Below are 25,744 nucleotides of genomic sequence, written 5' to 3'. Positions count from 1 at the left end.
GTTTCTGTATTAAATGCACTCAAGCTACTTTTAGTGGGTGACCATCCAGAACCCCTTGAAACCGTTGCTGTTATTGAAGCTCACAAGGCGAAATTAAGAGGTGACGAAGAAGCGGCAAAATTGTGGGAAGATAGTGTTGCTTAGGCAGCATTTTACCCCCGTAAATTTGCGGGTAAACAGCATGTTAAACCCGCGCCCCTACTGGCTTGTATTTGGGTGGTGAACCTGTGTTTTACGTTATGTTAAATAGAGTGATTTAAAACAGAGATTAGCTTACTCTCTTATACAATCAAAATTTCGTTGGATGTTTGCGGGCTACTTTTTGACCTGCTTTCGTTTTCGAATGTAAAACTGACACTGCTGTTTCTAATGCTACGTCTTTACCATTATTGTCCATGTCGCCAGCTACGATTATGTTTGGTTCGAAGTCTTCACGAAAACTACCATTTACGTGATATAAGCGTTCAAATCCAACTTCAACCCATGCGTCACTTTGACTAAGGTCGAGACGTTTGATCCCGCCGAGTAAATCAGCCATCGGTGCGCCAATTATTGCATCCGCGCCCAAAGCATCAAAACCTATTGTCATTCCTTCTCCAATGCTGCCAGTCCAGCGCCCAGCAAGTACGACAAACGGAACCTTTATCTGTTGCTTTGCTGGTTTAGTGAGCGCGTCTTTTAACTCTGCTTTGTTGAATTGTACAGTTCCTGTTTGCGTACGGTACTTTTGATATACGCTTGGCGCAGCAGTAAAATGTCCAAGTATGGGTTCTGCGACACCTGTATTTCCGCCGCTGGGAGTATTTCTAAGGTCAATAATATAACCTTTCACTTCACCTAGAGACTTTAATGCAGCTTTAAACTCAGCAACGGTTTGGGTGTTACCCATGGCGTTCTTAAATCGAATATGACCAAATTCATCTATTTTTTCGTAGGATACTTTAGGCCCATTGCCTAGCGCATTTATTGCATCGTAACTTGCGGCAAGTTCGACGGTGACTAACTTTGTATCCCTTTTAAATTCAATTTCGCGTGTTTTATAACGTATCCCTCCTAACGCAACATTCAGTGCGTAACTCTTCTGAGCCTTATTTAATTGACTCAATGGCACCTGCATTACGTCTTGGATGGCTTGAGGTATCGTATTTCCATCTATCTTCACCACGATATCTCCGGGTTTTAATCCTTTAACATCTGCATCGCTGCTACGTTTGACGTCAATAATAAGTGCACTGTTATTATAGAATTCGACATACATATCTGCACCTGTTGGATACACACTGTAATCCTCTTCATTCAATGGACCTAGATTGAGATGCGGATCTGTAAAGTGGCGTAAATATGCTTGGCTTAAGTCAATAAAGGCCTGCTTTGAGTCTAAGTTATTTAACTTCTTTTCAAATAACTGACGCGTTTGTTGGTAACCTTTAAAGTCCTCTAAATAAGCGTAATGGGTTTGCAAGTTATGATCGAGTTCTTTCCAAGCATCCAACGCGCTAAAGGTCTCTGCTTTTGCTGCAAAATTTGAAGTTAGAATGAAGCTGGTGCATAAAAAAGTACTTAATTTCATATTGTTATGTCCTTGTTATTATTATTTAATCCCAGTTATTTCATACTAATGAAGCGCAGCGCTAAATCGAATGCCTTTGCAGATATCTGCTTCTGCGATGAGAATTTCTTCTAGGCGGTTATCTATTGTTAATTTGTCGAAATACTCGTAGCCGAGCTCCACAAAGAGGTTTTTATGCTTTTCTTCTGACTTAGCAATGGCAACATAAAAGTCTTTCTCTTTGCCTTCAGGAAGCGCTTCTGCAACTAAAGAAAAACGCTCATGGCCCCTAGCCTCAATTACCGCACCAATCAGCAATCTATCAATTAAATATTCATCTGTGCCTTGGCGGAACAATGCGCGCATTTGTTTTATATAGGGGTCTTTTTGATCGTTCCCTAGTAGCGTTCCACGCTCGGTTAAGATCTTAAGTACCTGTTTAAAATGGATCATTTCTTCTATTGCGAGATCTGCCATCGCTTTTACCAGCTTGATCCTATCTGGGTAATGACCAAGCATTGCCATCGCCATTCCGGCTGCTTTTTTTTTCTGCAGCGGCGTGATCTTGAAGAAAGGTATCGAAGTCGGCTAGGACTTTTTCAGTCCAGTTAAAAGGTGTGTGATATTTTAATTCAAACATAATTCTATCTTGTATATACATTTGTAGTGAGTATAACAAACTCAAGGGCTTGAGCGAACTTGCATGCTAAACAGCGTCGTGTCTTTATCTGCTTTGCCATTACGTGTTGATCCCACTTTATTGGGATGTGAAAACCACTTCCATGCAGTTACTTTACCGCCGATATTAACATGCGGGATGGTCACTTTGTCTTGAGTAACACCGATAAATTCGGCAAGCATTTGCTCGGCATCAGTCGCGGTTAGGTTGACCATAATAAAAGGAATATGATTCATTTTTGCAAAGCTAAGTACCCTATCATGATGCTTACTATAACAATCCCGCCAATAACCATCATCTTCAAAATGTTTTTCAAAATCAGGAAAAGTTTCTAAATAACAACGCTTAATGGTGTCGTTAAAGCCCCCTCTTTGTGACAGTAAATTTTCTTTCATTGCCGTCATCAAACGTTTAATTGAGGGAAGCCATTGCTCAAAATCTCGTGTCAAATGTACTATTTTAACTTCAGGATATAAAGCATATAGTTTTTCATAGTCAGCAAAAACGGGCGTGTCAGCAATAAACTCAGCGCAGTCTAACGCTTGCCTTGTGTATGCCGTGTGTGCTGTTTTGTATCCAGCACCTAATGCAGCAATACACAGACTTGTTGTGCCCGTTCGTGGTAAACCCGTTACCAGAAATTTGTGTTTTGTCATATTTAGATAAAGTAATACACGAGGTTGAATGACGCTAAAATAAGTATTACTCCATATGTTGTCGCCATCGCTACTTTTCTGATTGAAAAGTTGGTTTTACCGAGTGCAACATAGTGTGCAACTCGAGAAAACAAAAAAGCAATGCCAAAAGTATGAAGTAGATACGGGTTGATTTGCTGATTTTCGAGTAACAACATCATTAACAGTACGAAAGGTGTGTACTCGATAAAGTTGCCGTGGATCCGAATTGCATTTTGCAGTTCATCGATACCACCATCTCCAAGCGATACTTTATGTCTGTGTCTGAGTGATATTATGTTAAAACTAAGTTTAATATAGATTAGTGCCAGTAATGCCGCATATAAACCGGTGATCATAAAAAGCCCTCCAATGGAGGGCTTAGTGTATAAGTTTAATTAGTTTACAGCCAGTATTACTCAATTAAGTAAACAGCATAGACTTCCGCGTTTAATGTAATTGCACCTGTGTTATACGCATTTTTGTATGCGCCTTGATCTGCTTCCATCGCCATTGCTGCAGAGCGCACGTAGGGCTGAATTGGCGTTTGCATTGGTTGGAATGAAACTGAGTACAGTTTTGCTAACTCAACATCAAACTCGCCTGCTAGTTCTTTAGCTGCTTTCTTTGCATCTTTAATGGCGGCTTTTTTGAGGCTTTGCAGATACTTGCCTTCATTTTCAACACCAAATTCTGTGTTATTGAACTGATTGATGCCGCTGTCTACAAACTCTTGAAGTAACTCTGGGTATTTTTTGATGTCTTTAAGTTTTACAGTCAGGCTGCGGCTCACACGAAAACCATCAAACTCTTCTTCATTTGATTCGCGATTGTAGCGTGTCTGTCTGTTAACATTCAGTTGCTCCGCATGAATATCGTCTTCTTTAATATCGAAGCGTTTAGCGATTTCGATAGCCTTAGCCATAATCTTATCGACGTTTTCTTTGGCTGTGGGTAGCGATTTTTGCTTTTCGGTAATGGCGACACGTATGGTTGCAACATCGGGTTGTACTTGAATAAATGAAGTGCCTTTGACATATAAATGTGGCGAGTCAGGCAATGCGCCCGCAAAGCTAAATCCAGATAAACATAATGCCAGTAAGCCAGTTAAAATTCGCATCTTTTGCTCCTAAAAAGTGATACCTGCATATTCAAGCATATTTCAATTAACAACTACTGAATTGGATTTCAAGGTAACAAACTTTAACAAAATGAGTGATTATCACTCTGAGAAGTTATATGTGGTACTCTCAACTTTTGCGCGTGATTGATAAACAAAAATCGCCGCCTATATGAGTTGGCGGCGATTTTTGTTTTAGTGAAGAAAAAGCAATTAGACGCTACAGCGTTTGTAATTTCTATACTTAGGGAGCCAATAGTTTTTCTCTATCGCGGCCCAAATTGCATCGTCTTCCATTTCAAGTGCAACGCCCTCTTCCATTGCTTTTTTAGCAACTGCAAAAGCAATGCGCTTACTCAACGGCTCAATTTCAGTTAGTGCCGGTAGTAGGCTACCTTTGCCGGTATTGGCACGTGGTGATGATTCAGCAAGCATTTCGCTAGATACCATCAACATGCTATCTGTAATACGGTTTGCTTTAGCTGCAAGTACACCAAGGCCGATCCCTGGGAAGATATAACTGTTATTACATTGCGGTATGATGATTGTTTGCTCACCATGCACTACCGGTTCAAATGGGCTTCCCGTAGCAACAATTGCTTGACCATCAGTCCACTCAATCACATCTTTTGGATGCGCTTCAACCTGGCGTGATGGATTACTTAATGGGAAAATAATTGGCTGTTCGCACCCTGCATGCATCGCACGGATCACTTGCTCAGTGAATAAACCCGCTTGACCTGATACACCAATTAAGATGTCTGGTTTTGCACAGTGCATTACATCTAATAAAGATGCAAATTCACCACTGTATGTCCAATCCGCAAGGTTTGCTTGTTGTTGAACTAGCGCTTCTTGGAAATCTCTTAGTCCTTCCATGCCTTCTGTCAGAAGGCCAAAACGGTCCACCATAAATACTTGGCTTCTCGCTTGCTCGTCGGTTATCCCTTCGGAAATCATTTGGCTAATAATTTGCTCAGCAATACCACAGCCAGCTGAGCCTGCGCCAACAAACACCACTTTTTGTTCCGAGAGCTTAGCTCCTTTCACACGGCAAGCGGCTAATAGCGAACCTACAGTAACCGCAGCGGTGCCTTGGATATCATCGTTAAAGCTACAAATTTCATCGCGGTAACGTTTCAATAATGGCATTGCGTTAGGTTGTGCGAAATCTTCAAACTGTAACAGCACATTAGGCCAACGGCGTTTAACCGCTTTAATGAATAGATCCAGGAATTCGTCATATTCAGCTTGGCCGATACGCGGGTGTCTTGCGCCCATGTACATTGGGTCATTGAGTAGCTTTTCGTTGTTTGTCCCAACGTCAAGCATAACAGGCAGCGTGTAAGCTGGGCTGATCCCACCACATACGGTGTAAAGTGCCAGCTTACCGATAGGAATCCCCATACCACCAATACCTTGGTCACCAAGGCCTAAAATACGTTCACCATCTGTAACCACGATAACTTTTACTTTGCCTTTAGTGGCATTTCGTAAAATATCGTCGATTTGATAACGGTCTTCATATGAAATAAACAAACCACGAGAGCTACGATAGATATCGGAAAACTTCTCACATGCATCACCTACTGTTGGGGTGTAGATGATCGGCATCATTTCTTCCAAATGATCGCGTACTAAACGGTAATACAGCGTTTCGTTGTTGTCCTGAATCGCACGCAAGTAGATGTGCTTATTTAGGTTGTCGCTAAAGCTTGAATATTGCTGATAACAACGCTCAACTTGCTCTTCAATTGTTTCATAACGAGGAGGAAGTAGTCCTGCTAAGTTGAAATTTTCACGCTCGCGTTGAGAGAATGCACTCCCTTTGTTAAGCAGTGGCGTTTCTAATAGTGTAGGACCTGAATAGGGAATGTAGAGATAATTTGGATCGGTTTGTTTAGTCATATTTACAAGCTTGACACTAATTTTTTAGTCTAAGGGTTCATTATTGTCGAAAAGGATTAAATTACAATGAATTTAGTGCTCATCAGACCATTATTAACGCGCTCTAGAGCACGTTAAACGCATTTTTCTGGAACGCAAAATTATAGCCTAAAAGCACTTAAGAAACCACGGCTTATTCGCTGCTTTCACCGAGAGCAACACCTTCTCTTCTTGGATCTGCACCACCGATTAAATGTGTTCCACGAACCTCAATGGCATGTAGTCCTGAGTTTAAGTCACGGATCTGTACTTTGTGGCCTTTTTTCTCAAAGTAAGGTACTTGTTTTGTCAGCTCAGTGCCTTTTTCAAGCGTTGTGTACTTATTGCGATTGGTGATTTTTGGTAAATCAATCGCAGCCTGCACAGATAATCCCCAGTCCAAAACACCAACTAAGGTTTGCGCAACATAGTTAATAATACGGCTGCCACCAGGCGAACCGACTATCAATTTAAGCGATCCGTCTTTATTGAACACCATTACGGGTGCCATAGAGCTTCTTGGGCGTTTGTTTGCTTCTACCCTGTTTGCAACCCATTTATCCCCTACTTTTGGAGAAAGCGCAAAGTCGGTTAATTGGTTATTGAGTAAATATCCGTTGACCATCACCGTCGAGCCAAATGCCATTTCAATCGAGCTTGTCATTGAAATAGCATTACCCTCTGCATCTACAATCGACACATGGCTCGTCGAAGGTAATTCATAGCTATCATCCATAGCATAAGCGAGTGTGCCCGAAGTTGGGTCGCCTACTGGAAAGTCGTGATTATCTATGTCACCGATGAGTTTGCTGCGGCCTAGTAGATATTGTTCGTTAAGCAATGCTTTTGCTGGCACTTCAACAAAATCAGGGTCAGCAACGTAAAAGTCTCTATCGGCAAACGCTAGGCGAGACGCTTGAGTAAAGAGGTGCAAAGCTTCTGGAGCATTTGCCTTATACTTACCTAGGTCGTAAGGTTCCAACAGTTTCATCATTTGCAAAACGGCAATACCGCCACTGCTAGGCGGTGCCATAGAGCAAACTTTATATACACGATATTCAGTACAGATAGCGTCTCGAGTTTTGCTCTTATAATTTTCTAAGTCGCTCAGCGTCAATTTGCCAGGTGCGATTTCAGACTTTTGCACAGCTTCCACTAATTGGGTGGCATTTTGCCTTTCATAAAAGGCTTGGATCCCTTGTGTTGCAACCTTGTAGTATAGGTTTGCCAACGGTAGATTCTTTTTAAGGGTCCCTGGTTGTAGTGCTTTACCATCCGGATAGAAATATTCTTTTGCAGGACTGAGCTTTGTCAAGCCTGGATTGAGTTTCTTTTCAAGCAGCATGTTTAAACGTGGAGAGACAATAAATCCATCTCGAGCTAATTCAATCGCTGGCTTGAATAATTCTTGCCACGGCAGTTTACCGTATTTATCGTGTGCTGATTTAAACGCGTGCAGAATACCAGGCACACCAACAGAGCGACCGCCCACAACCGCCTCAATCCATCTAACCGCATTACCCGCATCATCTAAAAATAGATCAGGACCTGCAAGCTTTGGTGCGGTTTCTCTACCATCAAAACTAATTAACTCATTGGTTTTCTTGTCGTAGTGCAGGATAAACGCCCCGCCACCCACGCCCGAAGATTGCGGCTCAACCAAAGTAAGCACAAGTTGGGTCGCTATCATGGCATCAACCGCACTTCCCCCTTTTGAGAGCATCAATTGACCAGCTTTACTCGCATAGGGATTGGCAGCAACGACCATGTACTTTTCTGCGGTGCGTGCTTCTTTAGATTGGAAGCCGGTTGCGGCTTCCGGCTCTCTAATTTCGATTTTTTGTTGTTCAGCTAAGGTGTTGGTTGAAAAGCTGAATGCGGCAATCACAGTTAGTGATGCAAGTGTATGTTTCATAATACCCACTTTGCTTACGTCTTATATTTGGCATCATAAAAGCAATTAGGCACAATATGCAAAAATAATAACGTGAAATCGTATGTTTGAACTTCCAACTAGCAAAGAATATCTCATCGGCCCTGCGTCTTTAGCGATATTATCAACAATACTGATGTTGTTCGGGCTTGGCCCTTACTTAGATTTCGACAGAAACGCAATTGCTAATGGCGAATTATGGCGTATTTTGAGCGGTCAGTTTACCCATAGTAATTGGTATCACTTGATGCTAAACCTGCTTGGTATCCTATTTATTTGGCTATTACATGCCGAATATACAAGACTAAGAAAATATTGGCTGAATGTACTTTTTCTCGGCCTCTTTACTGGGCTTTTGATCTTACTATTTTCGCCAAACATTGTTGTATATACAGGCTTGAGTGGCTTATTACATGGGCTTATCGTATGGGGAGCGCTTGAAGATATTAAGCGCAAGCTAACAACTGGATATCTGTTGTTTATTGGTGTGTGGGCAAAGGTATGTTGGGAGCAATATGCGGGTGCAAGCGCAGATGTAGCCAAACTGATAGATTCGAGAGTCGCCATTGAAGCACATCTATTTGGTGCGGTTGGTGGTGTGGTTTTAGCTGTTATCTATTTATTTTTTAAAACAAAAAAGCCAGCTTAAGCTGGCTTTTTATCCACTCCTTTGATTACAAGTTTTCTTTGAACAGCTTGTATATACGACGGTATTCATCTAACCAACTTGATGGCTGTCTAAAGCCATGGGGTTCAACTGGATAAATCGCCGTTTCAAAGTCTTCCTTTTCTAGCTCAATCAGGCGTTGCACCAAACGTACCACATCTTGGAAAAACACGTTATCATCAACCATAGGTGCATTGATCAGAAGCTTGTTTTTCAAACCTTCTGCATGATAGATGGGCGAACTGCGTTTGTATGCAATTGGGTCAACATCTGGGCGATTAAGGATATTTGAGGTGTATGGGTCGTTGTAATAGGCCCAATCGGTGACTGGACGTAAAGCCGCGCCTGCTTGGAATAGATCCGGCTGAGTAAATAGCGCCATAAATGTCATAAAGCCGCCGTATGAACCACCGTAAGTACCTACAGCACCACGGTCAACATTAGCGTTGTTCACCATCCACTCAACACCGTCTGCCAAATCTTCGATTTCTGGTTTACCCATATGACGATAGATTGCCGTTCTCCAGTCTCGACCGTAACCTTTTGAGCCCCGATAGTCCATATCCATGACGACATAGCCTTCGCTCGCGAGGAGTGAATGGAACATAAACTCTCTAAAGTAGTTAGACCAGCCCATATGTGAATTCTGCAAATAGCCCGCACCATGGTTAAAGATCACAGCTTTACGGTTCTTACCCGTTTCACCTTCTTGATAATCTGCTGGGTAATATACTTTTGCGTAGACAGGCTCACCTTGATGGCTTGAAGGAACCGCAACAATCTTAGGTGCAATTAGCTTCTTATTTAAAAACGCATCAGAGACTGTATTAGTGAGTCGTGACACCGCTGCTTTTGGCGCTGCATCCGCGACATAAAGTTCAGGAGGCATCATGATTTTTGAGTGAGTTAACAGCAGCTTTTTCTCATCCGGGCTTAATTGGTAGTCAGTCAGGCCATCTAAATCTGTTAACTGCTCGTCTTCACCGCTTGCCAAATTGACGCGATAAATTTCGTATAAACCAGGGTGATCTTTATTTGCTTTGTAATAAACAAATTGATTATCGTGGGTTAAGGTTGGCTCAGAAACCACAAACTTCCCTGCAGTCATTGCTTTTGCTTTACCGTTAAGCGGCTTAATATATAGCTGACTATATCCAGTTTGCTCTGAAAGATAGTACAAAGTGTCTTGGTTGTTTAACCAGCCAAAATCATTGTAGGTGTAGTTGATCCATGCATCATCGTGTAGGCGGTGCTGAGAAACGAATTGTTGTTTATCAAAATCAACCGTCGCTAACCACCTGTCTTTATTATCCCAAGCACCGAGCATCACTGCGACTTGAGAGCCGTCACTATTCCATTGAATAGCAGATTGACTCCAGCCCCATGTGTCGATCAGGTTGATATCACGTGGGGCTTTTTCACTCTTATATGATTCGCCTTTTGCCTTAGCATTTTCGCGTTTCACCTCGGCTAGTACATCTTCATCAAAGCCCGGCAAAGTATCATAGCTTAGCGTGACTTGCTCTGATTTTACTAAATCAATGAAAATCACATCAGAACTCATTGGTTTAGTGTCTGCAACGCGGCGACGAGCTTTTACCGGATCAATGTCACCGTTTTGACTGACGTAGTTAGGCATGATGTCAGAGTCGGAACGACTCGGTTTATCGTCTGTGATCACAGCGATTAACTTATCGCCAGTAGGTGCAAGGCTAACTGAGATAAGCGTTTTTCCTTTACCAAGATAAAACTGGTTATCTTGAATGCTTGCGTTATTCGCTTCTATCTCTTGATTTCTCGCTTCTCGATCTTTGCTGTTTTTGTGCGTTAGCGCGACGAATTGAATAAGCTTATGTTGCTGCTCAGCGATATATCCACTTGGCTCTTTTACCCCTTCAGGCTTATCCGCTAAATGTAACTTTACCAGTTCTTTCGTTAAGCCAGTGGCTAAATCAAACGCAAACAGCGTATTGCCTGAACGGTAAGCTAATCGGTTATCGCTTAAGAATTGCGGTGCATACTCATAGTTCGACGAATGAGTAACTTGTATTAAAGCGCCAGACTTCAGGTTTTTAACGAATATGTTGCCCTTAAATTCATAAGATTGTAGCGTCCGCTCTTTATTATAAATCGCGTTTGCAGCACCAACGGCATGTAAATCTGACAGCGAAACCGCTTCGCTTGTTTGTGCGCTACTGACTTTAAATAGATCTCTTAACTCTGAACCAGCTTGCTTACGCTTATAGAAAACGGTTTTGCTATCGGCCCCCCAATACGCGCCTTCTGGTTGTCTTCCCAGCCAGTCAGGGTGCGCCATTGCTTGTTTTAAGGTGATCTGCTCACCACCGAAATCAACGGGAGTAGCAACGACTTGTGGGACTGGTGAGTTGGTTTCAACTTGTTGTGGTTTTGGGCTTACTTCAGTGGTCTGACAACCAGAAAGGAATAAACCTGAAGCGACAGCCATCGAGATAAGAGAGAGTTTCAACATGTGACTTTCTTATAATAGTTAAATTTGCCTAATTTAAGCAGAAAGCCAGCGGAATATCGACAGATTTAAGATTAAAAGCACAATGGGTGGGACAAAAAAAGGCCAGCATAGGGATGCTGGCCAAATACTCTCTGCGCTCACATAGTCGTTGATGGACAACGAGTATGAAATGAGGCCTATCCGCGCCTCACGATAGTAGACCGCACTATCAGAAAAGAGTTCCAAAAATAACAGTAAAAAAATTAAATTTTTTATATCCAACCTGAGCTCTGTTATAAATAATGAGTTAACTCAATAATTATCATAAGCTTAGGTTTTTAGTTAACAATGGACCTTTATTCGCTAAAAACAGTAGTACTAATTCAAAATTAATTGTTGGGCGGTTTCCATGACCCCAGGGTAATCTGCTTCTGGCAAGATTTCAGCAAGCTCTGCTAGTGCTTCACCTAACTTATGAAGTGAGTCAGCTGAAACGTTGATATGCCCCATTTTTCTGCCCGGTTTTGCATTTTTACCATACCAATGGCTGGTTGTCCCTGAAACAGCAAGAACTTGCGATGGAATGTGATTTTGCCCTAAAACATTAATCATCGCGGTTGGGCGAAGCAATCTTGTATCGCCAATTGGTAAGCCAGCAACGGCACGAATATGGTTTTCAAATTGGCTTACATGGGCGCCTTGTTGAGACCAATGTCCTGAGTTATGTACCCTAGGGGCTATTTCATTAACCAATAATTGACCTTCAACATCGAAAAATTCAATAGCAAGTACACCAACATAGTCAAGTGCATTCGCGAGTTTTGCAAATGCATCTTCCGCTTGCGCTTGAATATTAGCTTTTTCTTTCCCTGCAATAGATAGAGTCAGTACACCATTAGTGTGCTGGTTTTCAGTCAGCGGATAAATTTTACATTCACCATTTTTAGCGCGCACACCAATAATTGATACCTCACGATCAAACGGTATCATTTTTTCAGCAACGATGGAGTGTGGTTGTGCTTCAGTGCCTGCTTGCAAAAACTCGGACATTTCGGCCCAAATACTATCTATTTCAGACTCTGATTTTACTCGCCATTGCCCTTTCCCATCATAGCCTGCCTGACAGGTCTTAACGACCAAAGGCATGCCTAACTCATCAATCGCTGTGAGGAAATGCACTTTATCAGTAATGATTTTGAAAGGAGCACAAGGCACAGATGTTTTATCTAGTAGCGCTTTTTCTTTCGCGCGGTCACCGCCAGTGGCTATTGCTTCTGCGCCAGGATAGAACTTACCGCTTTGTTCGCAAAGCGCTAAAATATCATGTGGAATATGTTCAAATTCGGCAGTGATGGCATCAGCCTTGTCAATGGCTTGTTGTAATGACTCTGGTGTTGTTGCAAAGGTAACGGGGTTTATTACCGTTTGGCTGCCAACATCATAAGCCAACACTTTTATATCAAGATGAGTTGACGATAGACTCATCATACGGGCTAATTGTCCCGCCCCTAAAACAAGAATATTCATGTTATTTCGCAGGATCTGGATTAGCTAGTACAGTTTCTGTTTGTTCTTTTCTGAACGCTTCTACTTTTGCAAAAATTTCTGGCTGCTGACAACCTAAAATTTGAGCAGCTAGCAAACCTGCGTTTGCAGCACCAGCGTCGCCAATTGCTAACGTACCTACCGCAACACCTTTAGGCATTTGGCAAATTGACAGCAATGAGTCCACGCCATTAAGCGTTTTTGATTTTACAGGAACGCCAAGTACAGGCAGGCTTGTGAATGCTGCCGCCATACCCGGTAGGTGTGCAGCACCGCCAGCACCGGCAATGATAACTTTGATCCCACGTTCTGCTGCTGTCGAAGCATAATCCGCTAAAAGCTGTGGAGTACGGTGAGCTGAAACCACTTTAGTTTCATAATCAATACCAAATTTATCTAACATTTCAGCTGCATGTTGCATTGTAGGCCAGTCTGATTTTGAGCCCATAATGATGCCAACGGTCATAATAATTCCTCGACTAATTTTGAACGATACAGGGCTAAGGTCCTTCACACCTTAGCTGCGGGCATTATACCTGAGTTCGTCTTTAATGCGAAGAATCAACTTATTGCAATTATCACGCGAGGGCACCCTGAGTTATTTAGACACCACCAATTCTTCAATACTTAATGCTTTCGCACGCTTAAAGTGAGAGAAAAACGTTTTAGGACCCATAATTAGGCATAGCACCGCCAGACCTCCAGGGATCAGCACCATTTTTAAAGCTGGGCCAAGAATATAGCTGTAAAAGAAGATAAAAGGGACGAACAGAATGTATCCGATGAATAAGCTCAAATATTGCATAACAACTCCTATTGAAATTTAATGAGCACGCTCAATTATAATAATGAGCGCGCTCATTATTTGCAAACTTTATCTCTTAAATAATCTGAAATTGTGCTACACTCCTAGCGCAGATAGAAAGGTAACCATATGAAAAAAAGAGAAATTACGTACAATAAAATTCTCCGCGTTAGTTGGCAGCTCTTTCAAGACAATGGGTTTGAAAACACGACCACTCGGCAAATTGCCCAAGCGGCAAACGTGGCAACGGGAACGGTTTTCTCTCACTTCCCCACTAAGCTCGATATGCTTAAAGTTGCAATGCATAATCAAATAGATGAGCTAATTAATGAAGCGAAAACATCAGATAAGCAGCATAGTGCCAGCTTAAAGTTACACCACTATGCAAAGTATTTATTTGCTTTTTATCTTAGCAATAGAGATTTCAGTAAAGAGCTGCTTTGTGGGATTATTTGGCATAGCGAATTCTTCACGGCACAACTTAATTTGTTTAAACACTTGTTATTCAGTGAGCAGGAATACAATGAATTGAAAGCAACCGTTATGATGGACTGCTACTTTATGACCTTATTAGAAGGGTTAAGCAATGAACGTAGCTCTGTTGATCAAATGCTGCATTCCTTATCTCAGAAATTGAAATTGGTTAGCCAACAACCTGTATGATGTGTTCTTTTAAAATATTCATACGAATTTACTTGTGCTTTTGAGCTTCTGACCATATAAAGCATGTAGGACTAATGTAATAAGCAAGTGCTTGGGAAAAGTTACTTAGTTCCTTATTTTTGTCTAACGAGGTCAAAATGAAACGCGTCATCTTATTCCTTATCACTAACTTAGCAGTGATGCTTGTGTTAGGGATCGTGTTATCTATCCTAATGTCTGTATTTGGTATTTCTAGCCGAAGCTATACAGGCATAATGGTCATTGCTGCCGTATTTGGATTCGGTGGTTCTTTTATCTCTCTTTACATGTCTAAGTGGATTGCAAAGAAATCTACAGGTGCCCATGTTATTGAGCAACCACGAAATGAAACAGAACATTGGTTAGTTTCTACTGTCGCAGAGCAAGCTAAAAAAGCAGGAATTGCAATGCCAGAAGTTGCGATTTATGACAGTCCTGAAATGAATGCTTTTGCAACCGGACCGAGTAAAAATAACAGCTTAGTTGCTGTAAGTACTGGCCTACTCCACAACATGAATCAAGACCAGGCGGAAGCTGTCCTGGCGCATGAAGTGTCGCACGTGGCGAATGGTGACATGGTTACACTTACCTTGATACAAGGTGTTGTAAATACCTTTGTGATATTCTTCGCTAAAGTATTGGCCGGTATTGTTGACAACTTCTTGAATAGCGATGAAGAAGAATCAGGTGGAAGCTGGACATATTTTATCTTTGATATGATATTCCAGATCCTCTTTGGTATTTTGGCTTCTGTTGTTGTCGCTTACTTTAGTCGTAAACGAGAATTCGCAGCGGATAAAGGTGCAGCGGATTTAGTCGGTGCGCAAAAGATGCGTTCAGCGCTAGAGCGTTTGAAGCACAACCATGAATCGCAATTAGAAGGCTCAATGATGGCTTTTGGTATTGCTTCAGGTAAGTCTATTGCAGACTTCTTTGCTTCTCACCCGCCACTAGATGAAAGAATTAGAGCACTTTCGTAGCGCTTTTCACATTCGTACTAGGGCAACGATTAAGTTGCCCTTTTTTATACCTCAATTTTATACAGATTACTTCCAACAGCGCTAAACCCTAAACGCTTGAGTAGATTTAATGAGCGGTGATTATCAGCCGATACATGCGCCAAAATCACATTGAGCTCAAACTCAATTTGGCTTTTGTTTGCAAATAGACAACATAATGCCTCAAACATCACGCCTTTCCCCCAATAATCAGGCATTAACTCATAGCCAACATGTAGGCCCTCAATATCACCGTCTTCATGATAGAAACCAATACAACCAATCACCGCTTTAGTGCTTTTACACACAAGGCAAAAACGTCCACCTATACCTTCATATTGACGCTCAATATCCATTTGGATCATACATTTAAGATCTATTTCAGTGAGGTTATCGCCGTAATCGTTATGCGCTTTTACCAGCGGTAAATTAAGTAGCGTTAATAACTGCGGATTATCTTTGTGCCTTATAGGCCTGATGACTAGCCTTGGTGTTTCAAATTCCATAAAATGCTCAGGTCTATGTGTCTGCCGCCATGGTAGCACTTATTGCAGCAAATGCATCTTTCAATATTATGATCGCTTGCATTGCTTTATAAATTAGTATTTTTGGAGAATGAATATGAGTCAAGAGTTCACTGTTATCCCCCCAACGACAAAGGTTTACTGCCCACAAAGAGGTGAAGGCTGGACTTTAACGGGCATTACAGGGATCGATGAAAATGCATCAGTAATGTTCTCTGGCGTGCGCTATACCATCTCAGCAAAAGAAATCGTTGAGTCATTATTACCAAACTTCAAAAATAGGCAAGAATCAAACAATTAGTACTTTTTGACTATTTAACTGTTGTAAAAGTGTAAATTATGATCAATTATAGCGTTAGATTGCAAAGTCAATAATGGAAGCGCCCGCCTTAAAGGATTAAGTCATCGCATTAGGTTGGACTTAATTGCGAAGACATTGCTTTGTGTTGTTTTAAGTTACAGGACGTAAACTTTTTAGGGTTCCTGCTATGTTAAAAGCATCACTCACAACACTTGGTTTACTCTCAACATTAATTTCCACATACACCTATGCAGATAGTTGCCCAGGTCAGGTTTTTGGTATTAACGCTGGCCGCGGCGATATTGGTATTTTGTTTGGCCTAGATGAAGGTGCAGGACAAGCCAGCGCCAATAGTTTAGCCGCTTTTAGCTCGGCAGCACTCGCCTATGATACTAGCAGTGCACGTTGGTACTATGCATCCGCACCAAGGCCAATCGATTATAAGGTTGATACCAGTAGCCTCAATTTACCAGCCGATGCTGACATTCCTATTGAAGGAAATAGATATCGTTATGTTCAACTGGCATATTTTGACGGTAGCAGTCATACCATTGTGGGCAGAACAGCATATTTGGTAGGATTAGCTTATGACAGCGTTAATGATAGACTCATCGGAACGAGCTACGATTCTATTTACAGCATAGATAAAAACACAGGCGACGCGACTAAGCTCTCGGATCTCCCCTCATTGGCAGGAAAATACCGCGGCGATCTTGAGTTTTATAATGGTCGCTTGATTCTAGTCACGAGTGCAGCCATCTACCAAGTTAATACCAACGACTTTTCTGTGACTAAATTATCTGATCACGACTTAACTGCCGTTACAGGGGCAAGCCTTAATAGTAACGGAGAGCTTATTATCAGTCGCGTTATCATTAATGACGCTGGACACACCAATAGAAGCGCGATTTATAAGTTAAACCCAGATACGGGAAGCACCTGTTATATCAACGCATTACCAGTAAGATTAAATGACCTCGCATATAACCCAAATGGCAGTAGCACATGTTATACCGTTTCTGGTTGCGGCGGTACACCAACCCCTCCTTCTCCACCGTCTTTTGCGTTAACGAGTATTGAAAACGCGGTTTATGAGGGAAGTAACCTTAGCTATCAAATTACCTTAAGTAAAGCCTTCGAGCAGGATGTCAGCTTTTCGGTGGCAGTCAATGATGTGACAACGCAATCAGATGACTACGTAGCACCACCTACCTCATTGGTAATTCCTGCTGGCAGCACAACTGCTACCATTCAAATAGCAACAATAGACGATACTGAGTACACTGGCGATCGGGAACTCTCTTTGAGCGTAACAGGCGTGAGCAATACCTCAGGCAATGAAACCCTGTCAGGAAACATACTCGACAATGAAACCGCATGTGTGCCTGACAACTACACGCGGATCAATTATGCGTTCGTCAGAGAAGACTCGCTATTCAATAATGACTGGGGTATCAAAGTAAATGGCCAATATATTAAATTGCTTGATGAGTACGGCAGTGCCGGCAGCTATGACATCCTTCAAGGACAATCCTTTACCTATGTGCTCGCAATTGATGGTAACAGCAATGCTCTATCAACCAAGTACCAAGTCTCAGGTACCAACCAACGTTGGGAAGATCAAAACGATAATGATTACAATGACTTCGAGGTCAGTGTGACAACACAAACCATTCAAAAAGGTTGTAACTAACAGACTCAAAGCGGCTTACTACCTTTAGAAGCCGCTTTGTTTAGTTCTAACTGGTACCTGATTTTAGCTCAAACAACTCTAATAACGCTGAGCGAAGCTGTAGCTTTGGTGTGCCCTCACTGTAAGGCGCTGTTGCAAGCAGCGGACAGTCTAGACGAAGCTTTAAACTTTCAAGGTTTTCTTCAAATACAGACATCTCAGGGTCAATCTGGTTTGCAATCCACCCAACCAAATTCAGTCCTTTTTGCTTGATAGATTCTGCCGTTAAAAACGCATGGTTCAAACAACCTAGCTTCATGCCAACCACTAAAATTACGGGAAGTTGTGCTCTGACGACCCAATCATACAGATATTCATTGTCGTTAATGGGCAATGCCCAGCCACCTGCACCTTCACATAGAATATACTCTGCGCCCAGTTGCTGAATTTCACTAAAGCGCTCGTGTAGCTTATCGACTGTGATGTCAACATTTACCTGCTTGGCTGCAATATGCGGGGCAATTGGCGGTGCAAAACAAAATGGGTTCACTTGCTCGTAAGTACCGTGCACCGTCGCAGCTTCCATTAAACTGATAGCATCCACATTCACTAGTTCACCAAATGCCTCTTCAGCATCTGCCGCAATCGGCTTAAAGCCAAAAGCTTTTTTACCGTGCTTGGCCAACAGTTTTAGTAATAAAGTAGAAATATAGGTTTTACCTACCTCAGTGTCGGTCCCAGTTACAAAATATTCTTGATTCATTTCCTTAACTCCAAAAATCCGACTTGATAACTTACATCAAAACCAGTTTCACTCTCAGGGTAGCTGCTCAGCAGCTGAGCGTAGGCTGATTTGCCTAACAAACCTTGTCGGCGAGAAGCAGTTTTTACATCGTTGGCACCGATATTTTTTACCGAGCGCAACGCTTTTAACGGTGTGTCATAACTATCAATCAATAACGCTTCATCCGCCCAAGTCACTTCGAATCCGGCCTGTAGCGCAAAAGATTTAAGTGCAGACAGCGAATAAAATGAATTGATATGGCCACACTCATCGATGGCTCGCCATGCGCTATCGATTTCGTTTAACGAGCCGTCAAGCACTGAGCTTAGCAACACTCGTCCTTCTTTTTTTAGTACTTCATACAACTGCGCAAACAACGCTTGCGGGGAATTAGACCACTGAATTGCAAAATTACTAAAGACTAAGTCGATACAATTTGACTGAATAGCGAGTTTATCCATATCACAGCAAACACTATTTGTCGTATTTTCAGCGCTTGCCAACATAGCCAAGCTAAGATCCGCTCCAACATAATGATTCGTGAAGGCGTTTAATCTATGAAAGTTTTCATGTGGCCCGCATCCTAAATCGAGCAACCTAGGAAACATACGCACCGCACCAAGCTCGCTATTTTGCTGTGTTAAACGTGAAAAGAGTACATCTGCGGCCTGTTTTTGTACGTTGGCGTGTTGAGAGTATGATTGCGCGGCTTTTGAAAAGCACTTTGCTGTTTGCGTCTTTTGTGCTTTGCTCATGCTCCCTCCACTAAGGCCGAAACTAAATTGTCTATATCTTCGTGACTGTGCTGTGCCGTTATTGTTATTCGCAATCTTGCGGTATTTTGCGGCACAGTTGGTGGCCTAATAGCCCCAACCCAAAGCCCCTTTTCCTTTAGCTTATGTTGCACCGTTAATACGTTTTCGCTGCTACCATACACAAGAGGCTGTATGGCCGTATCACTTGGAATGGGAGATAAGTTGGTTTGTGCAACTAACGATTTAAAATAGTCGATGTTTGCTTGTAATTTGTGTCTCGCTTCAGATGCAGCAAGCAACTTATTCAATTGGTATAATGCAACGCTTGCCATAATAGGCGACAACGCCGTTGTATAGATAAACTCACGATTAAATTGCGTCATGTAATTTATCACATCATGACTCGCTAATACCGCAGCTCCTTGACAGCCCATCGCTTTGCCAAAAGTGATCACCAAAATTTCAGGTTTAATGCCGCTTTCAATTGTGCCAAGTCCTTGCGCTCCAACAACACCAAACGCATGAGCATCGTCGACCATCAACCACGCAGAATGAGACTTAGCCAGCACACTGATTTCAGATACTGGCGCTTTGTCTCCATCCATAGAAAACACCCCTTCAGTCACGATGAGTTTACTGTCGGCTTTGGTTTTTTCTAATCGAGACCTTAAGTGCGTCAAATCGTTGTGATTAAAACGAACAAACTTAGCGCTGCCCGCTAAACCACCGTCCAACAGGCTGGCGTGGTTGAGCTTGTCTTGGAACACCGCAGCGCTTAATTGCTTTTCTTGGGACGTGAACAATGCCTTTAACACACTGGTATTAGCAGCAAAACCGCTTGGAAATAACAGTGCTGCATCATAACCCAAAACGCTACAAAGCTTATCTTCTAGCTGACGATGAATATCAAGATAACCCGTAACAAGCGCCGAACTTCGGCTTCCGGCTTCAGTGCATGCGAGCGTGTTAAACTCCAACGAGTCTGCAAGCCCTAGGTAATCATTACTAGCAAAGTTAATATATTGCTGATCAGCAACTTTTATTCTACTTGCAGACGCCTTTTCAACCACAATGCGCTTTCTTAGCAACCCTTCAGCGTGACGGGCTGCTAAGGCAGATTGAATATACTCAAACGACATTGATTAGTTGGCTTCGTAAAATAGCTCTGATGTCGCTTTATCTGCAATTGCAGAGCTTAACGATGCCTCATAGGCTTCATCCGAATAATCTTCACGTTTTTCAGGGTTCATCCCAAGTTTTCTGATGAGATTCATATCGGCGTCTGCTTCTGGGTTTTCCGTGGTTAATAGCTTATCACCATAGAAAATTGAGTTAGCACCAGCGAAGAAACACATAGACTGCATCTGTTCATTCATCGCCGTTCTACCTGCTGATAAACGCACGTAACTGTGTGGCATCATGATACGCGCAACCGCAATAGTACGGATAAATTCAAAGTGATCGAGGTCATCAACATTTTCAAGCGGCGTACCTTTAACTTTAACAAGCATATTAATCGGTACACTTTCTGGTTGTTTTGGCAGGTTTGCTAATTGGATCAGCAAGCCATAACGATCAGATGCCTGCTCTCCCATTCCTACAATACCACCAGAGCACACTTTCATTCCTGCATCTCTGACGTGATCAAGGGTATCAAGTCTATCTTGATACGTTCTTGTCGTGATAATTTGCTCGTAGTATTCAGGCGAGGTGTCCAAATTATGGTTGTAATAATCAAGGCCCGCTTCTCTTAGCGTATGCGCTTTTTGATTATCCAATTTACCCAAAGTCATACAGGTTTCTAGGCCTAGCTCTTTAACTTCTTTCACCATTTTGGCGATATAAGGCATATCTCTGTCTTTTGGATCAGACCAAGCGGCGCCCATACAAAAACGCGTCGCGCCCTTTTCTTTCGCCAACTTAGCTTGAGTTACAACCTTTTCCACTTCCATCAAACGCTCACGTTCAAGATCCGTTTTGTAATGACCTGACTGAGGGCAGTATTTGCAATCTTCAGGACAGGCACCCGTTTTGATAGACAGCAAAGTGGAGATTTGAACTTCATTGGGATTGAAGTTTTTGCGGTGAATACTTGCTGCATAAAAAAGTAAGTCGTTAAAAGGCATGGTGAACAGTGTTTTTACTTCTTCATGTGTCCAATCGTGTCTTAGCGCGCCTAATTCCATATTTTCATTCTCTTTTTATTCTTGCCTAAATTTACAACACGAGTATCTTCTAATGATTAAATTTAGCGCAGTCAAACTGACGGTGATTGGCTTAGTCTACTTCTTAGCTTAGTATTGTCAACGTTACATGCGCTCACAAGGTTTACAAATGAACAATAAACACACAATCGATATCGAATTTGATCGCAAGCATATATGGCACCCCTATACATCGATGATTGACCCTCTGCCCGTCTATCCAGCTGCAAGAACATTCGAGAACAAAATTGAGCTTGAAACTGGCGAAACTCTCATTGACGGTATGGCATCCTGGTGGAGTGCTGTGCATGGTTATGGTCATCCAGAAATAATCGCTGCGATAAAAAATCAAGCAGACACGATGAGCCATGTCATGTTTGGGGGGCTAACTCATCAGCCTGCCGTGGAGTTATGCAAACTACTTGTGGAGCTAACTCCAGCTCCACTTAATCGAGTATTTCTAGCCGACGGCGGCTCAGTCAGTGTTGAAGTTGCAATCAAAATGGCGATCCAATATTGGTTGAGTAAAGGCAAAAAAAACAAAACCCAAATAATGACAGCCAAAAAAGGTTACCACGGAGATACATTTGCGGCGATGAGCGTTTGCGATCCTGTGAATTCGATGCATGCCATGTACCAAGGTTTTTTACCCGAGCAGGTGTTTGTCGATGCCCCTAGAAGTGAGTTTTACGGCAGCCAAAGTCAAGATGAACTTAACGCGTTAGAAAAAGCATTTGCCGCTCATCATGAAAAGGTCGCGGCATTTATCATCGAACCAATAGTGCAAAATGCGGGCGGCATGAACTTCTACCACCCTGAATATCTCAAGGCGCTTCGAGCGCTATGCGATAAGTATGAGGTGCTACTAATTTTAGATGAAATTGCGACTGGGTTTGGCCGTACAGGTAGAATGTTTGCCTGTGAACATGCAGATATCGCACCGGACATTATGTGTGTTGGCAAAGCACTTACTGGCGGAAACATGACGCTCGCGGCCACTTTGACAACAGGAGAAGTGGCTTTAGGTATTAGCCAAGGCGAAGCGAAAGTATTAATGCACGGACCAACTTTTATGGGAAATCCGCTGGCGTGTGCCGCCGCTGTAGCTAGTTTAACCATCTTAAAGCGCCAAGAAACACTAGCCAATATTGAACGAGTCGCGAGCGCGCTTAACGCACTCAAGCGCTGTCTTAATCTAAGTGCAGTCACAGATGTTAGAGTCCTTGGTGCAATTGGCGTGGTGGAGGTAGAAAGGGTTGTTGATGTTGCAAAAATCCAAAAATTCTTCATTCAACAAGGTGTATGGATAAGACCTTTTGGCAAGCTAATTTATATTATGCCGCCTTATATCACCTCAAATGAAGAGATTGAAACACTCACTGACGCGATTTACGCTGCCATTAAAGGCGAACACTTCTAAACACATTAAATTTGGGGTTAGGTCTATTTCATGACCTAATTCCAACAATGTAATCTAAAACGGTGGCGCATAATCAGCAAAATTGCGTTATTTTGAACTTTCCTCGCTTTGTACCTGAAATGATATCAATGACATGTTACCATGGTGGTTTTTATCATTAGCAAGTGAGAAAAGAGACATATTATCTATGCAGCAAACCGTCAAATTGCAGCCAGCTGAAGCTTATCAGCCTCCTCGTTTTACCGTTTACCAACATCGCCAAATCGATAAGATTGAGCAATTGGATAAACTACCTGAACATCTTCGCTTTCAAATGAAAGTCGTCGCCAATGTATTCCCTTTTCGCGTTAATAACTTTGTCATTGAAGAGCTCATCGATTGGGATAAAGTGCCTAATGACCCTGTTTTTCAGTTAACTTTCCCACAACGCGGTATGTTGGATGACGAGTCTTACGAGCAAATGGCCGACTTGTTAAGTCGCGAACATACACCAGAAGAAGTGTTTAACCTTGCAACCAAAATTCGTCAAAAGTTAAACCCGCACCCAGCGGGTCAAATGGAAAAAAATGTTCCTGAGTATGAAGGTGAACGCGTAGACGGCATCCAGCACAAATATAAAGAAACTGTGTTGTTTTTCCCGTCTCAAGGACAATACTGCCACTCATATTGCACTTTCTGCTTCCGCTGGGCACAGTTTGTTGGAAAAGCAACTCGCTTCAATAATAACGACGCCGAACTGCTCCACAACTACTTGGCCGAACACACTGAAGTGACCGATCTATTGATGACTGGTGGCGATCCTATGGTAATGCGCACCGTTAAATTGCGTAAATACCTGGAGGCACTAAAAGAGCCAAGGTTTGACCATATTCGCACCATCAGGATCGGCACTAAATCTCTCACTTTTTGGCCATTTAGATACGTCACCGATCCGGACGCACAAGAGTTGTTAGCCTTACTAAAAGAGCTGGTCGATGCCGGAAAGCATGTGTCAATCATGGCACACGTTAACCACAAACAAGAACTGCGTACTGAAGTCACACGTGAAGCGATTAAACTTATCCGCAAAACTGGGGCACAGATCAGAACACAAGCACCACTTCTAAATAATATAAACGTAGACGCTGATATGTGGGCTGACATGTGGAAAGAGCAAACACAGCTTGGCATGATCCCCTACTACATGTTTATCGAGCGTGATACCGGCGCTAAGCGTTACTTTGAAATCCCGTTACACAAAACGTGGGAAACATTCCGTGAAGCTTACAAGCAAGTCTCTGGTGTGAGCCGCACAGTTCGAGGCCCTTCAATGAGTGCAGGTCCTGGAAAAGTTGAAGTGTCTGGCGTGACAGAAGTCGCAGGTGAAAAGGTGTTTGTGCTGCGCTTTATTCAAGCACGAAACCCAGACTGGGTGCAGCGTCCGTTCTTTGCCAAGTTCGACGAAAATGCCCACTGGCTGGATGACTTAAAACCTGCATTTGGCGAAGAGAAGTTTTTCTGGCAGGACGAGTACGACGCCATGTAAATGTAAAAACATCAAAAAAGCCAGCAAATTGCTGGCTTTTATTTTATCTGGCGCATTTAAATAACCTGAGGTTTAGATTAGAGGTGGGCTAACTCATTGCTTTTAATATTAAGTATAATTATTTCCTTATCTAGCCAGAGCGTTTTGCGGATAACTGGCTGTTAAAAGCATTAATTTGAATAAGTCTTAACTGTATCTATCAGGTTTAATTACTGGGCGCGAATTCAACTCCGAAGCGCACCACTCGCTAAATTAAGCTGCTTTACGTAATTCATTGAATACTACAGCAGGCTGATTATATCCTAAACACTTTCTCGGTCTGGCATTTAATGTCCGCTCAATATCAGCAATCTGCTTGTCCGTTACAGTCCGTAAATCAGTACCTTTCTTGATGTACTGGCGCAGCAGCCCGTTGAAATTTTCATTCAGCCCACGCTCCCATGATGAGTATGGATTAGCGAAGTAAATATCTGTTTTCAACTTCTCTGCAACCCGCTCGTGATCACAGAATTCACTTCCATTGTCCGCAGTGATGGTCCGGACTTGGCCGCGATACCGCCACAGCATTCCTATCATTGCTCGGCTAACATCAATAGCACTCTTTGCTGGCACTTTACGTAGTCGCTCCTGAAACCAGTTTAATTTATTGAATTACTTGAAGATCTAAACGATCTTACTACCCTCTAATTGCAACTTTTTTGAATCACACAACCAAAACATTGCAATTTGAGTGTAAAAATGAAACCAAAACCAACCATACAAACACCACAAAAGCACCTGTTTCAAATCGAGCTTATTGATATTGTTTCACCCCGTCATGAGCTAGTGAAGCTAGCAAAACTCATTGATTGGCAGCGCCTAGAGATTGAATTTAAACAGCACTATGGCGATAAAGGCGCTGACGCCAAGCCTATTCGTCTACTTGCGGGCCTCGAATACCTGAAACAAATTCACAAACTGTCTGACGAAAACACGGTGGCCATGTGGTGCGAAAACCCCTATTGGCAATATTTTTGTGGCATGCAGTTTTTTACGCATGAGCCGCCTTGCGATCCCAGTTCGATGACACGCTTTCGCAAGCGAATTGGTGAGGATGGTGTTGAGTTAATGCTGTCACTCACGGTAGATGCGGGCCTTAAAAGTAATACAATTAAGCCTTCAAGCTTGCGAGAAGTGGTCGTAGACAGTACCGTCATGGAGAAAAATATCGCCCATCCAACAGACAGTAAACTACTAGAAAAATGCCGCAATAAACTGGTTGGCTTCGCTAAGCAAGCTTGCATTGTGCTTAGGCAAAGTTATGAACGAGTAGGCCCTAAGGCCGCGCAAAAGGTGGCAAGTTATGCGCATGCCAAACAATTCAAACGCATGAAGAAGACACTGAAAAAACAGAAAAACTATCTCAGGCGAGTGATAAAAGACATCTTGAGAAAAATCACTGAGCAGCCAAGCCAGGCGTTTATCCATGCCCTACAACAGGCCGAGCGGCTGTTAAAGCAAGAAAAAACGAGT

General features: G+C 42.5%; 23 protein-coding genes and 2 pseudogenes. 8 read left to right on the top strand and 17 right to left on the bottom strand.

Annotated elements, in window-relative coordinates; all coding sequences use genetic code 11:
- Window positions 1–289: 289 nt before the first annotated feature.
- The 7 genes and pseudogenes from CWC03_RS20680 to ggt form a co-directional block, all read right to left on the bottom strand.
- Window positions 290–1,570: a S41 family peptidase gene (locus CWC03_RS20680; protein WP_138583478.1), complete on the bottom strand. Its 1,281-nt coding sequence runs from the start codon at window positions 1,568–1,570 to the stop codon at window positions 290–292.
- Between the two features lie 45 nt (window positions 1,571–1,615).
- Window positions 1,616–2,189 (bottom strand): annotated as a pseudogene (locus CWC03_RS20675) (tRNA-(ms[2]io[6]A)-hydroxylase).
- 41 nt (window positions 2,190–2,230) lie between these two features.
- Entirely contained in the window at window positions 2,231–2,884 is a 654-nt protein-coding gene (locus CWC03_RS20670; RefSeq protein ID WP_138583477.1) for a sulfotransferase family protein, read from the bottom strand.
- A 2-nt stretch (window positions 2,885–2,886) separates the two neighbouring features.
- Window positions 2,887–3,261, bottom strand: a complete 375-nt coding sequence (locus CWC03_RS20665; RefSeq protein ID WP_138583476.1) for an MAPEG family protein — start codon at window positions 3,259–3,261, stop codon at window positions 2,887–2,889.
- 56 nt (window positions 3,262–3,317) lie between these two features.
- On the bottom strand, window positions 3,318–4,022 hold the full coding sequence (locus CWC03_RS20660) for an SIMPL domain-containing protein (RefSeq protein WP_138583475.1): 705 nt from the start codon (window positions 4,020–4,022) through the stop codon (window positions 3,318–3,320).
- A gap of 213 nt (window positions 4,023–4,235) precedes the next feature.
- The gene (locus CWC03_RS20655) at window positions 4,236–5,930 is read right to left on the bottom strand and encodes an NAD-dependent malic enzyme (RefSeq protein WP_138583474.1); all 1,695 of its coding nucleotides are present in this window, start codon (window positions 5,928–5,930) and stop codon (window positions 4,236–4,238) included.
- Between the two features lie 172 nt (window positions 5,931–6,102).
- Window positions 6,103–7,863: a gamma-glutamyltransferase gene (gene ggt / locus CWC03_RS20650; RefSeq protein WP_138583473.1), complete on the bottom strand. Its 1,761-nt coding sequence runs from the start codon at window positions 7,861–7,863 to the stop codon at window positions 6,103–6,105.
- An 82-nt stretch (window positions 7,864–7,945) separates the two neighbouring features.
- On the opposite strand from ggt, the gene rrtA reads away from it, so the two are divergent.
- Window positions 7,946–8,530 carry a rhombosortase gene (rrtA, locus tag CWC03_RS20645; RefSeq protein ID WP_138583472.1) on the top strand — a complete coding sequence of 195 codons (585 nt, stop codon included), beginning with the start codon at window positions 7,946–7,948 and terminating at the stop codon, window positions 8,528–8,530.
- A gap of 25 nt (window positions 8,531–8,555) precedes the next feature.
- Here the strand turns inward: rrtA and CWC03_RS20640 are convergent, their stop codons facing one another.
- The 4 genes from CWC03_RS20640 to CWC03_RS20625 form a co-directional block, all read right to left on the bottom strand.
- Window positions 8,556–11,039 (bottom strand): S9 family peptidase, encoded by a 2,484-nt coding sequence (locus tag CWC03_RS20640; RefSeq protein WP_138583471.1) that lies wholly within the window; start codon window positions 11,037–11,039, stop codon window positions 8,556–8,558.
- Window positions 11,040–11,396: 357 nt separating this feature from the next.
- Window positions 11,397–12,545, bottom strand: coding sequence for a 5-(carboxyamino)imidazole ribonucleotide synthase (locus tag CWC03_RS20635; RefSeq protein WP_138583470.1), 1,149 nt, complete (start codon window positions 12,543–12,545; stop codon window positions 11,397–11,399).
- A gap of 1 nt (window position 12,546) precedes the next feature.
- Window positions 12,547–13,029, bottom strand: a complete 483-nt coding sequence (gene purE, locus CWC03_RS20630; protein WP_010372883.1) for a 5-(carboxyamino)imidazole ribonucleotide mutase — start codon at window positions 13,027–13,029, stop codon at window positions 12,547–12,549.
- A gap of 132 nt (window positions 13,030–13,161) precedes the next feature.
- Window positions 13,162–13,368 (bottom strand): hypothetical protein, encoded by a 207-nt coding sequence (locus tag CWC03_RS20625; RefSeq protein WP_128728126.1) that lies wholly within the window; start codon window positions 13,366–13,368, stop codon window positions 13,162–13,164.
- A 129-nt stretch (window positions 13,369–13,497) separates the two neighbouring features.
- Here CWC03_RS20625 and CWC03_RS20620 point away from each other — a divergent pair, with 129 nt between their 5' ends.
- A complete protein-coding gene (locus tag CWC03_RS20620) occupies window positions 13,498–14,031 on the top strand; it encodes a TetR/AcrR family transcriptional regulator (protein ID WP_138583469.1) in 534 nt (177 codons plus the stop codon).
- Window positions 14,032–14,168: 137 nt separating this feature from the next.
- The gene (gene htpX / locus CWC03_RS20615) at window positions 14,169–15,029 is read left to right on the top strand and encodes a protease HtpX (protein WP_138583468.1); all 861 of its coding nucleotides are present in this window, start codon (window positions 14,169–14,171) and stop codon (window positions 15,027–15,029) included.
- Window positions 15,030–15,073: 44 nt separating this feature from the next.
- On the opposite strand, the gene CWC03_RS20610 is transcribed toward htpX, so the two are convergent.
- Window positions 15,074–15,553 (bottom strand): GNAT family N-acetyltransferase, encoded by a 480-nt coding sequence (locus CWC03_RS20610; RefSeq protein WP_138583467.1) that lies wholly within the window; start codon window positions 15,551–15,553, stop codon window positions 15,074–15,076.
- Window positions 15,554–15,668: 115 nt separating this feature from the next.
- On the opposite strand from CWC03_RS20610, the gene CWC03_RS20605 reads away from it, so the two are divergent.
- Both CWC03_RS20605 and CWC03_RS20600 read left to right on the top strand, forming a co-directional pair.
- Window positions 15,669–15,872 (top strand): hypothetical protein, encoded by a 204-nt coding sequence (locus CWC03_RS20605; RefSeq protein ID WP_130164073.1) that lies wholly within the window; start codon window positions 15,669–15,671, stop codon window positions 15,870–15,872.
- A gap of 187 nt (window positions 15,873–16,059) precedes the next feature.
- Window positions 16,060–17,565, top strand: coding sequence for a hemolysin (locus CWC03_RS20600; protein WP_138583466.1), 1,506 nt, complete (start codon window positions 16,060–16,062; stop codon window positions 17,563–17,565).
- 46 nt (window positions 17,566–17,611) lie between these two features.
- On the opposite strand, the gene bioD is transcribed toward CWC03_RS20600, so the two are convergent.
- The 4 genes from bioD to bioB are packed head-to-tail and all read right to left on the bottom strand — an operon-like array spanning window position 17,612 to window position 21,269.
- Entirely contained in the window at window positions 17,612–18,307 is a 696-nt protein-coding gene (gene bioD, locus CWC03_RS20595; protein WP_138583465.1) for a dethiobiotin synthase, read from the bottom strand.
- Complete coding sequence (locus tag CWC03_RS20590; RefSeq protein WP_138583464.1) at window positions 18,304–19,083, bottom strand: methyltransferase domain-containing protein; 780 nt, start codon at window positions 19,081–19,083, stop codon at window positions 18,304–18,306. The genes bioD and CWC03_RS20590 overlap by 4 nt, the downstream gene beginning before the upstream one ends.
- Window positions 19,080–20,222, bottom strand: coding sequence for an aminotransferase class I/II-fold pyridoxal phosphate-dependent enzyme (locus tag CWC03_RS20585; RefSeq protein ID WP_138583463.1), 1,143 nt, complete (start codon window positions 20,220–20,222; stop codon window positions 19,080–19,082). The genes CWC03_RS20590 and CWC03_RS20585 overlap by 4 nt, the downstream gene beginning before the upstream one ends.
- Window positions 20,223–20,225: 3 nt before the next feature.
- On the bottom strand, window positions 20,226–21,269 hold the full coding sequence (bioB, locus tag CWC03_RS20580) for a biotin synthase BioB (RefSeq protein ID WP_010379433.1): 1,044 nt from the start codon (window positions 21,267–21,269) through the stop codon (window positions 20,226–20,228).
- Between the two features lie 148 nt (window positions 21,270–21,417).
- Here bioB and bioA point away from each other — a divergent pair, with 148 nt between their 5' ends.
- Together bioA and CWC03_RS20570 are read left to right on the top strand one after the other, a co-directional pair.
- Entirely contained in the window at window positions 21,418–22,707 is a 1,290-nt protein-coding gene (gene bioA / locus CWC03_RS20575; RefSeq protein WP_138583462.1) for an adenosylmethionine--8-amino-7-oxononanoate transaminase, read from the top strand.
- A gap of 187 nt (window positions 22,708–22,894) precedes the next feature.
- A complete protein-coding gene (locus CWC03_RS20570; protein WP_128728134.1) occupies window positions 22,895–24,232 on the top strand; it encodes a KamA family radical SAM protein in 1,338 nt (445 codons plus the stop codon).
- Between the two features lie 252 nt (window positions 24,233–24,484).
- Here the strand turns inward: CWC03_RS20570 and CWC03_RS20565 are convergent.
- Window positions 24,485–24,850, bottom strand: a pseudogene (locus tag CWC03_RS20565) (IS30 family transposase); the annotation flags it as partial.
- Between the two features lie 120 nt (window positions 24,851–24,970).
- On the opposite strand from CWC03_RS20565, the gene CWC03_RS20560 reads away from it, so the two are divergent.
- Window positions 24,971–25,744 (top strand): IS5 family transposase (locus tag CWC03_RS20560; protein ID WP_138583461.1); only part of this gene is annotated, 774 nt, incomplete at its 3' end.

This window comes from Pseudoalteromonas sp. S2755 (assembly GCF_005886535.1).
Lineage (GTDB): Bacteria > Pseudomonadota > Gammaproteobacteria > Enterobacterales > Alteromonadaceae > Pseudoalteromonas.
Note: the sequence above shows the minus strand (reverse complement) of the source record. Positions and strands in the feature narration are given on the sequence as shown.

What these genes read in the sequence shown, in the direction of transcription:
- CWC03_RS20680 (WP_138583478.1), bottom strand. Translation starts at nt 1,570, where the DNA reads ATGAAATTAAGTACTTTTTTATGCACCAGCTTCATTCTAACTTCAAAT.
- CWC03_RS20670 (WP_138583477.1), bottom strand. Translation starts at nt 2,884, where the DNA reads ATGACAAAACACAAATTTCTGGTAACGGGTTTACCACGAACGGGCACA.
- CWC03_RS20665 (WP_138583476.1), bottom strand. Translation starts at nt 3,261, where the DNA reads ATGATCACCGGTTTATATGCGGCATTACTGGCACTAATCTATATTAAA.
- CWC03_RS20660 (WP_138583475.1), bottom strand. Translation starts at nt 4,022, where the DNA reads ATGCGAATTTTAACTGGCTTACTGGCATTATGTTTATCTGGATTTAGC.
- CWC03_RS20655 (WP_138583474.1), bottom strand. Translation starts at nt 5,930, where the DNA reads ATGACTAAACAAACCGATCCAAATTATCTCTACATTCCCTATTCAGGT.
- ggt (WP_138583473.1), bottom strand. Translation starts at nt 7,863, where the DNA reads ATGAAACATACACTTGCATCACTAACTGTGATTGCCGCATTCAGCTTT.
- rrtA (WP_138583472.1), top strand. Translation starts at nt 7,946, where the DNA reads ATGTTTGAACTTCCAACTAGCAAAGAATATCTCATCGGCCCTGCGTCT.
- CWC03_RS20640 (WP_138583471.1), bottom strand. Translation starts at nt 11,039, where the DNA reads ATGTTGAAACTCTCTCTTATCTCGATGGCTGTCGCTTCAGGTTTATTC.
- CWC03_RS20635 (WP_138583470.1), bottom strand. Translation starts at nt 12,545, where the DNA reads ATGAATATTCTTGTTTTAGGGGCGGGACAATTAGCCCGTATGATGAGT.
- purE (WP_010372883.1), bottom strand. Translation starts at nt 13,029, where the DNA reads ATGACCGTTGGCATCATTATGGGCTCAAAATCAGACTGGCCTACAATG.
- CWC03_RS20625 (WP_128728126.1), bottom strand. Translation starts at nt 13,368, where the DNA reads ATGCAATATTTGAGCTTATTCATCGGATACATTCTGTTCGTCCCTTTT.
- CWC03_RS20620 (WP_138583469.1), top strand. Translation starts at nt 13,498, where the DNA reads ATGAAAAAAAGAGAAATTACGTACAATAAAATTCTCCGCGTTAGTTGG.
- htpX (WP_138583468.1), top strand. Translation starts at nt 14,169, where the DNA reads ATGAAACGCGTCATCTTATTCCTTATCACTAACTTAGCAGTGATGCTT.
- CWC03_RS20610 (WP_138583467.1), bottom strand. Translation starts at nt 15,553, where the DNA reads ATGGAATTTGAAACACCAAGGCTAGTCATCAGGCCTATAAGGCACAAA.
- CWC03_RS20605 (WP_130164073.1), top strand. Translation starts at nt 15,669, where the DNA reads ATGAGTCAAGAGTTCACTGTTATCCCCCCAACGACAAAGGTTTACTGC.
- CWC03_RS20600 (WP_138583466.1), top strand. Translation starts at nt 16,060, where the DNA reads ATGTTAAAAGCATCACTCACAACACTTGGTTTACTCTCAACATTAATT.
- bioD (WP_138583465.1), bottom strand. Translation starts at nt 18,307, where the DNA reads ATGAATCAAGAATATTTTGTAACTGGGACCGACACTGAGGTAGGTAAA.
- CWC03_RS20590 (WP_138583464.1), bottom strand. Translation starts at nt 19,083, where the DNA reads ATGAGCAAAGCACAAAAGACGCAAACAGCAAAGTGCTTTTCAAAAGCC.
- CWC03_RS20585 (WP_138583463.1), bottom strand. Translation starts at nt 20,222, where the DNA reads ATGTCGTTTGAGTATATTCAATCTGCCTTAGCAGCCCGTCACGCTGAA.
- bioB (WP_010379433.1), bottom strand. Translation starts at nt 21,269, where the DNA reads ATGGAATTAGGCGCGCTAAGACACGATTGGACACATGAAGAAGTAAAA.
- bioA (WP_138583462.1), top strand. Translation starts at nt 21,418, where the DNA reads ATGAACAATAAACACACAATCGATATCGAATTTGATCGCAAGCATATA.
- CWC03_RS20570 (WP_128728134.1), top strand. Translation starts at nt 22,895, where the DNA reads ATGCAGCAAACCGTCAAATTGCAGCCAGCTGAAGCTTATCAGCCTCCT.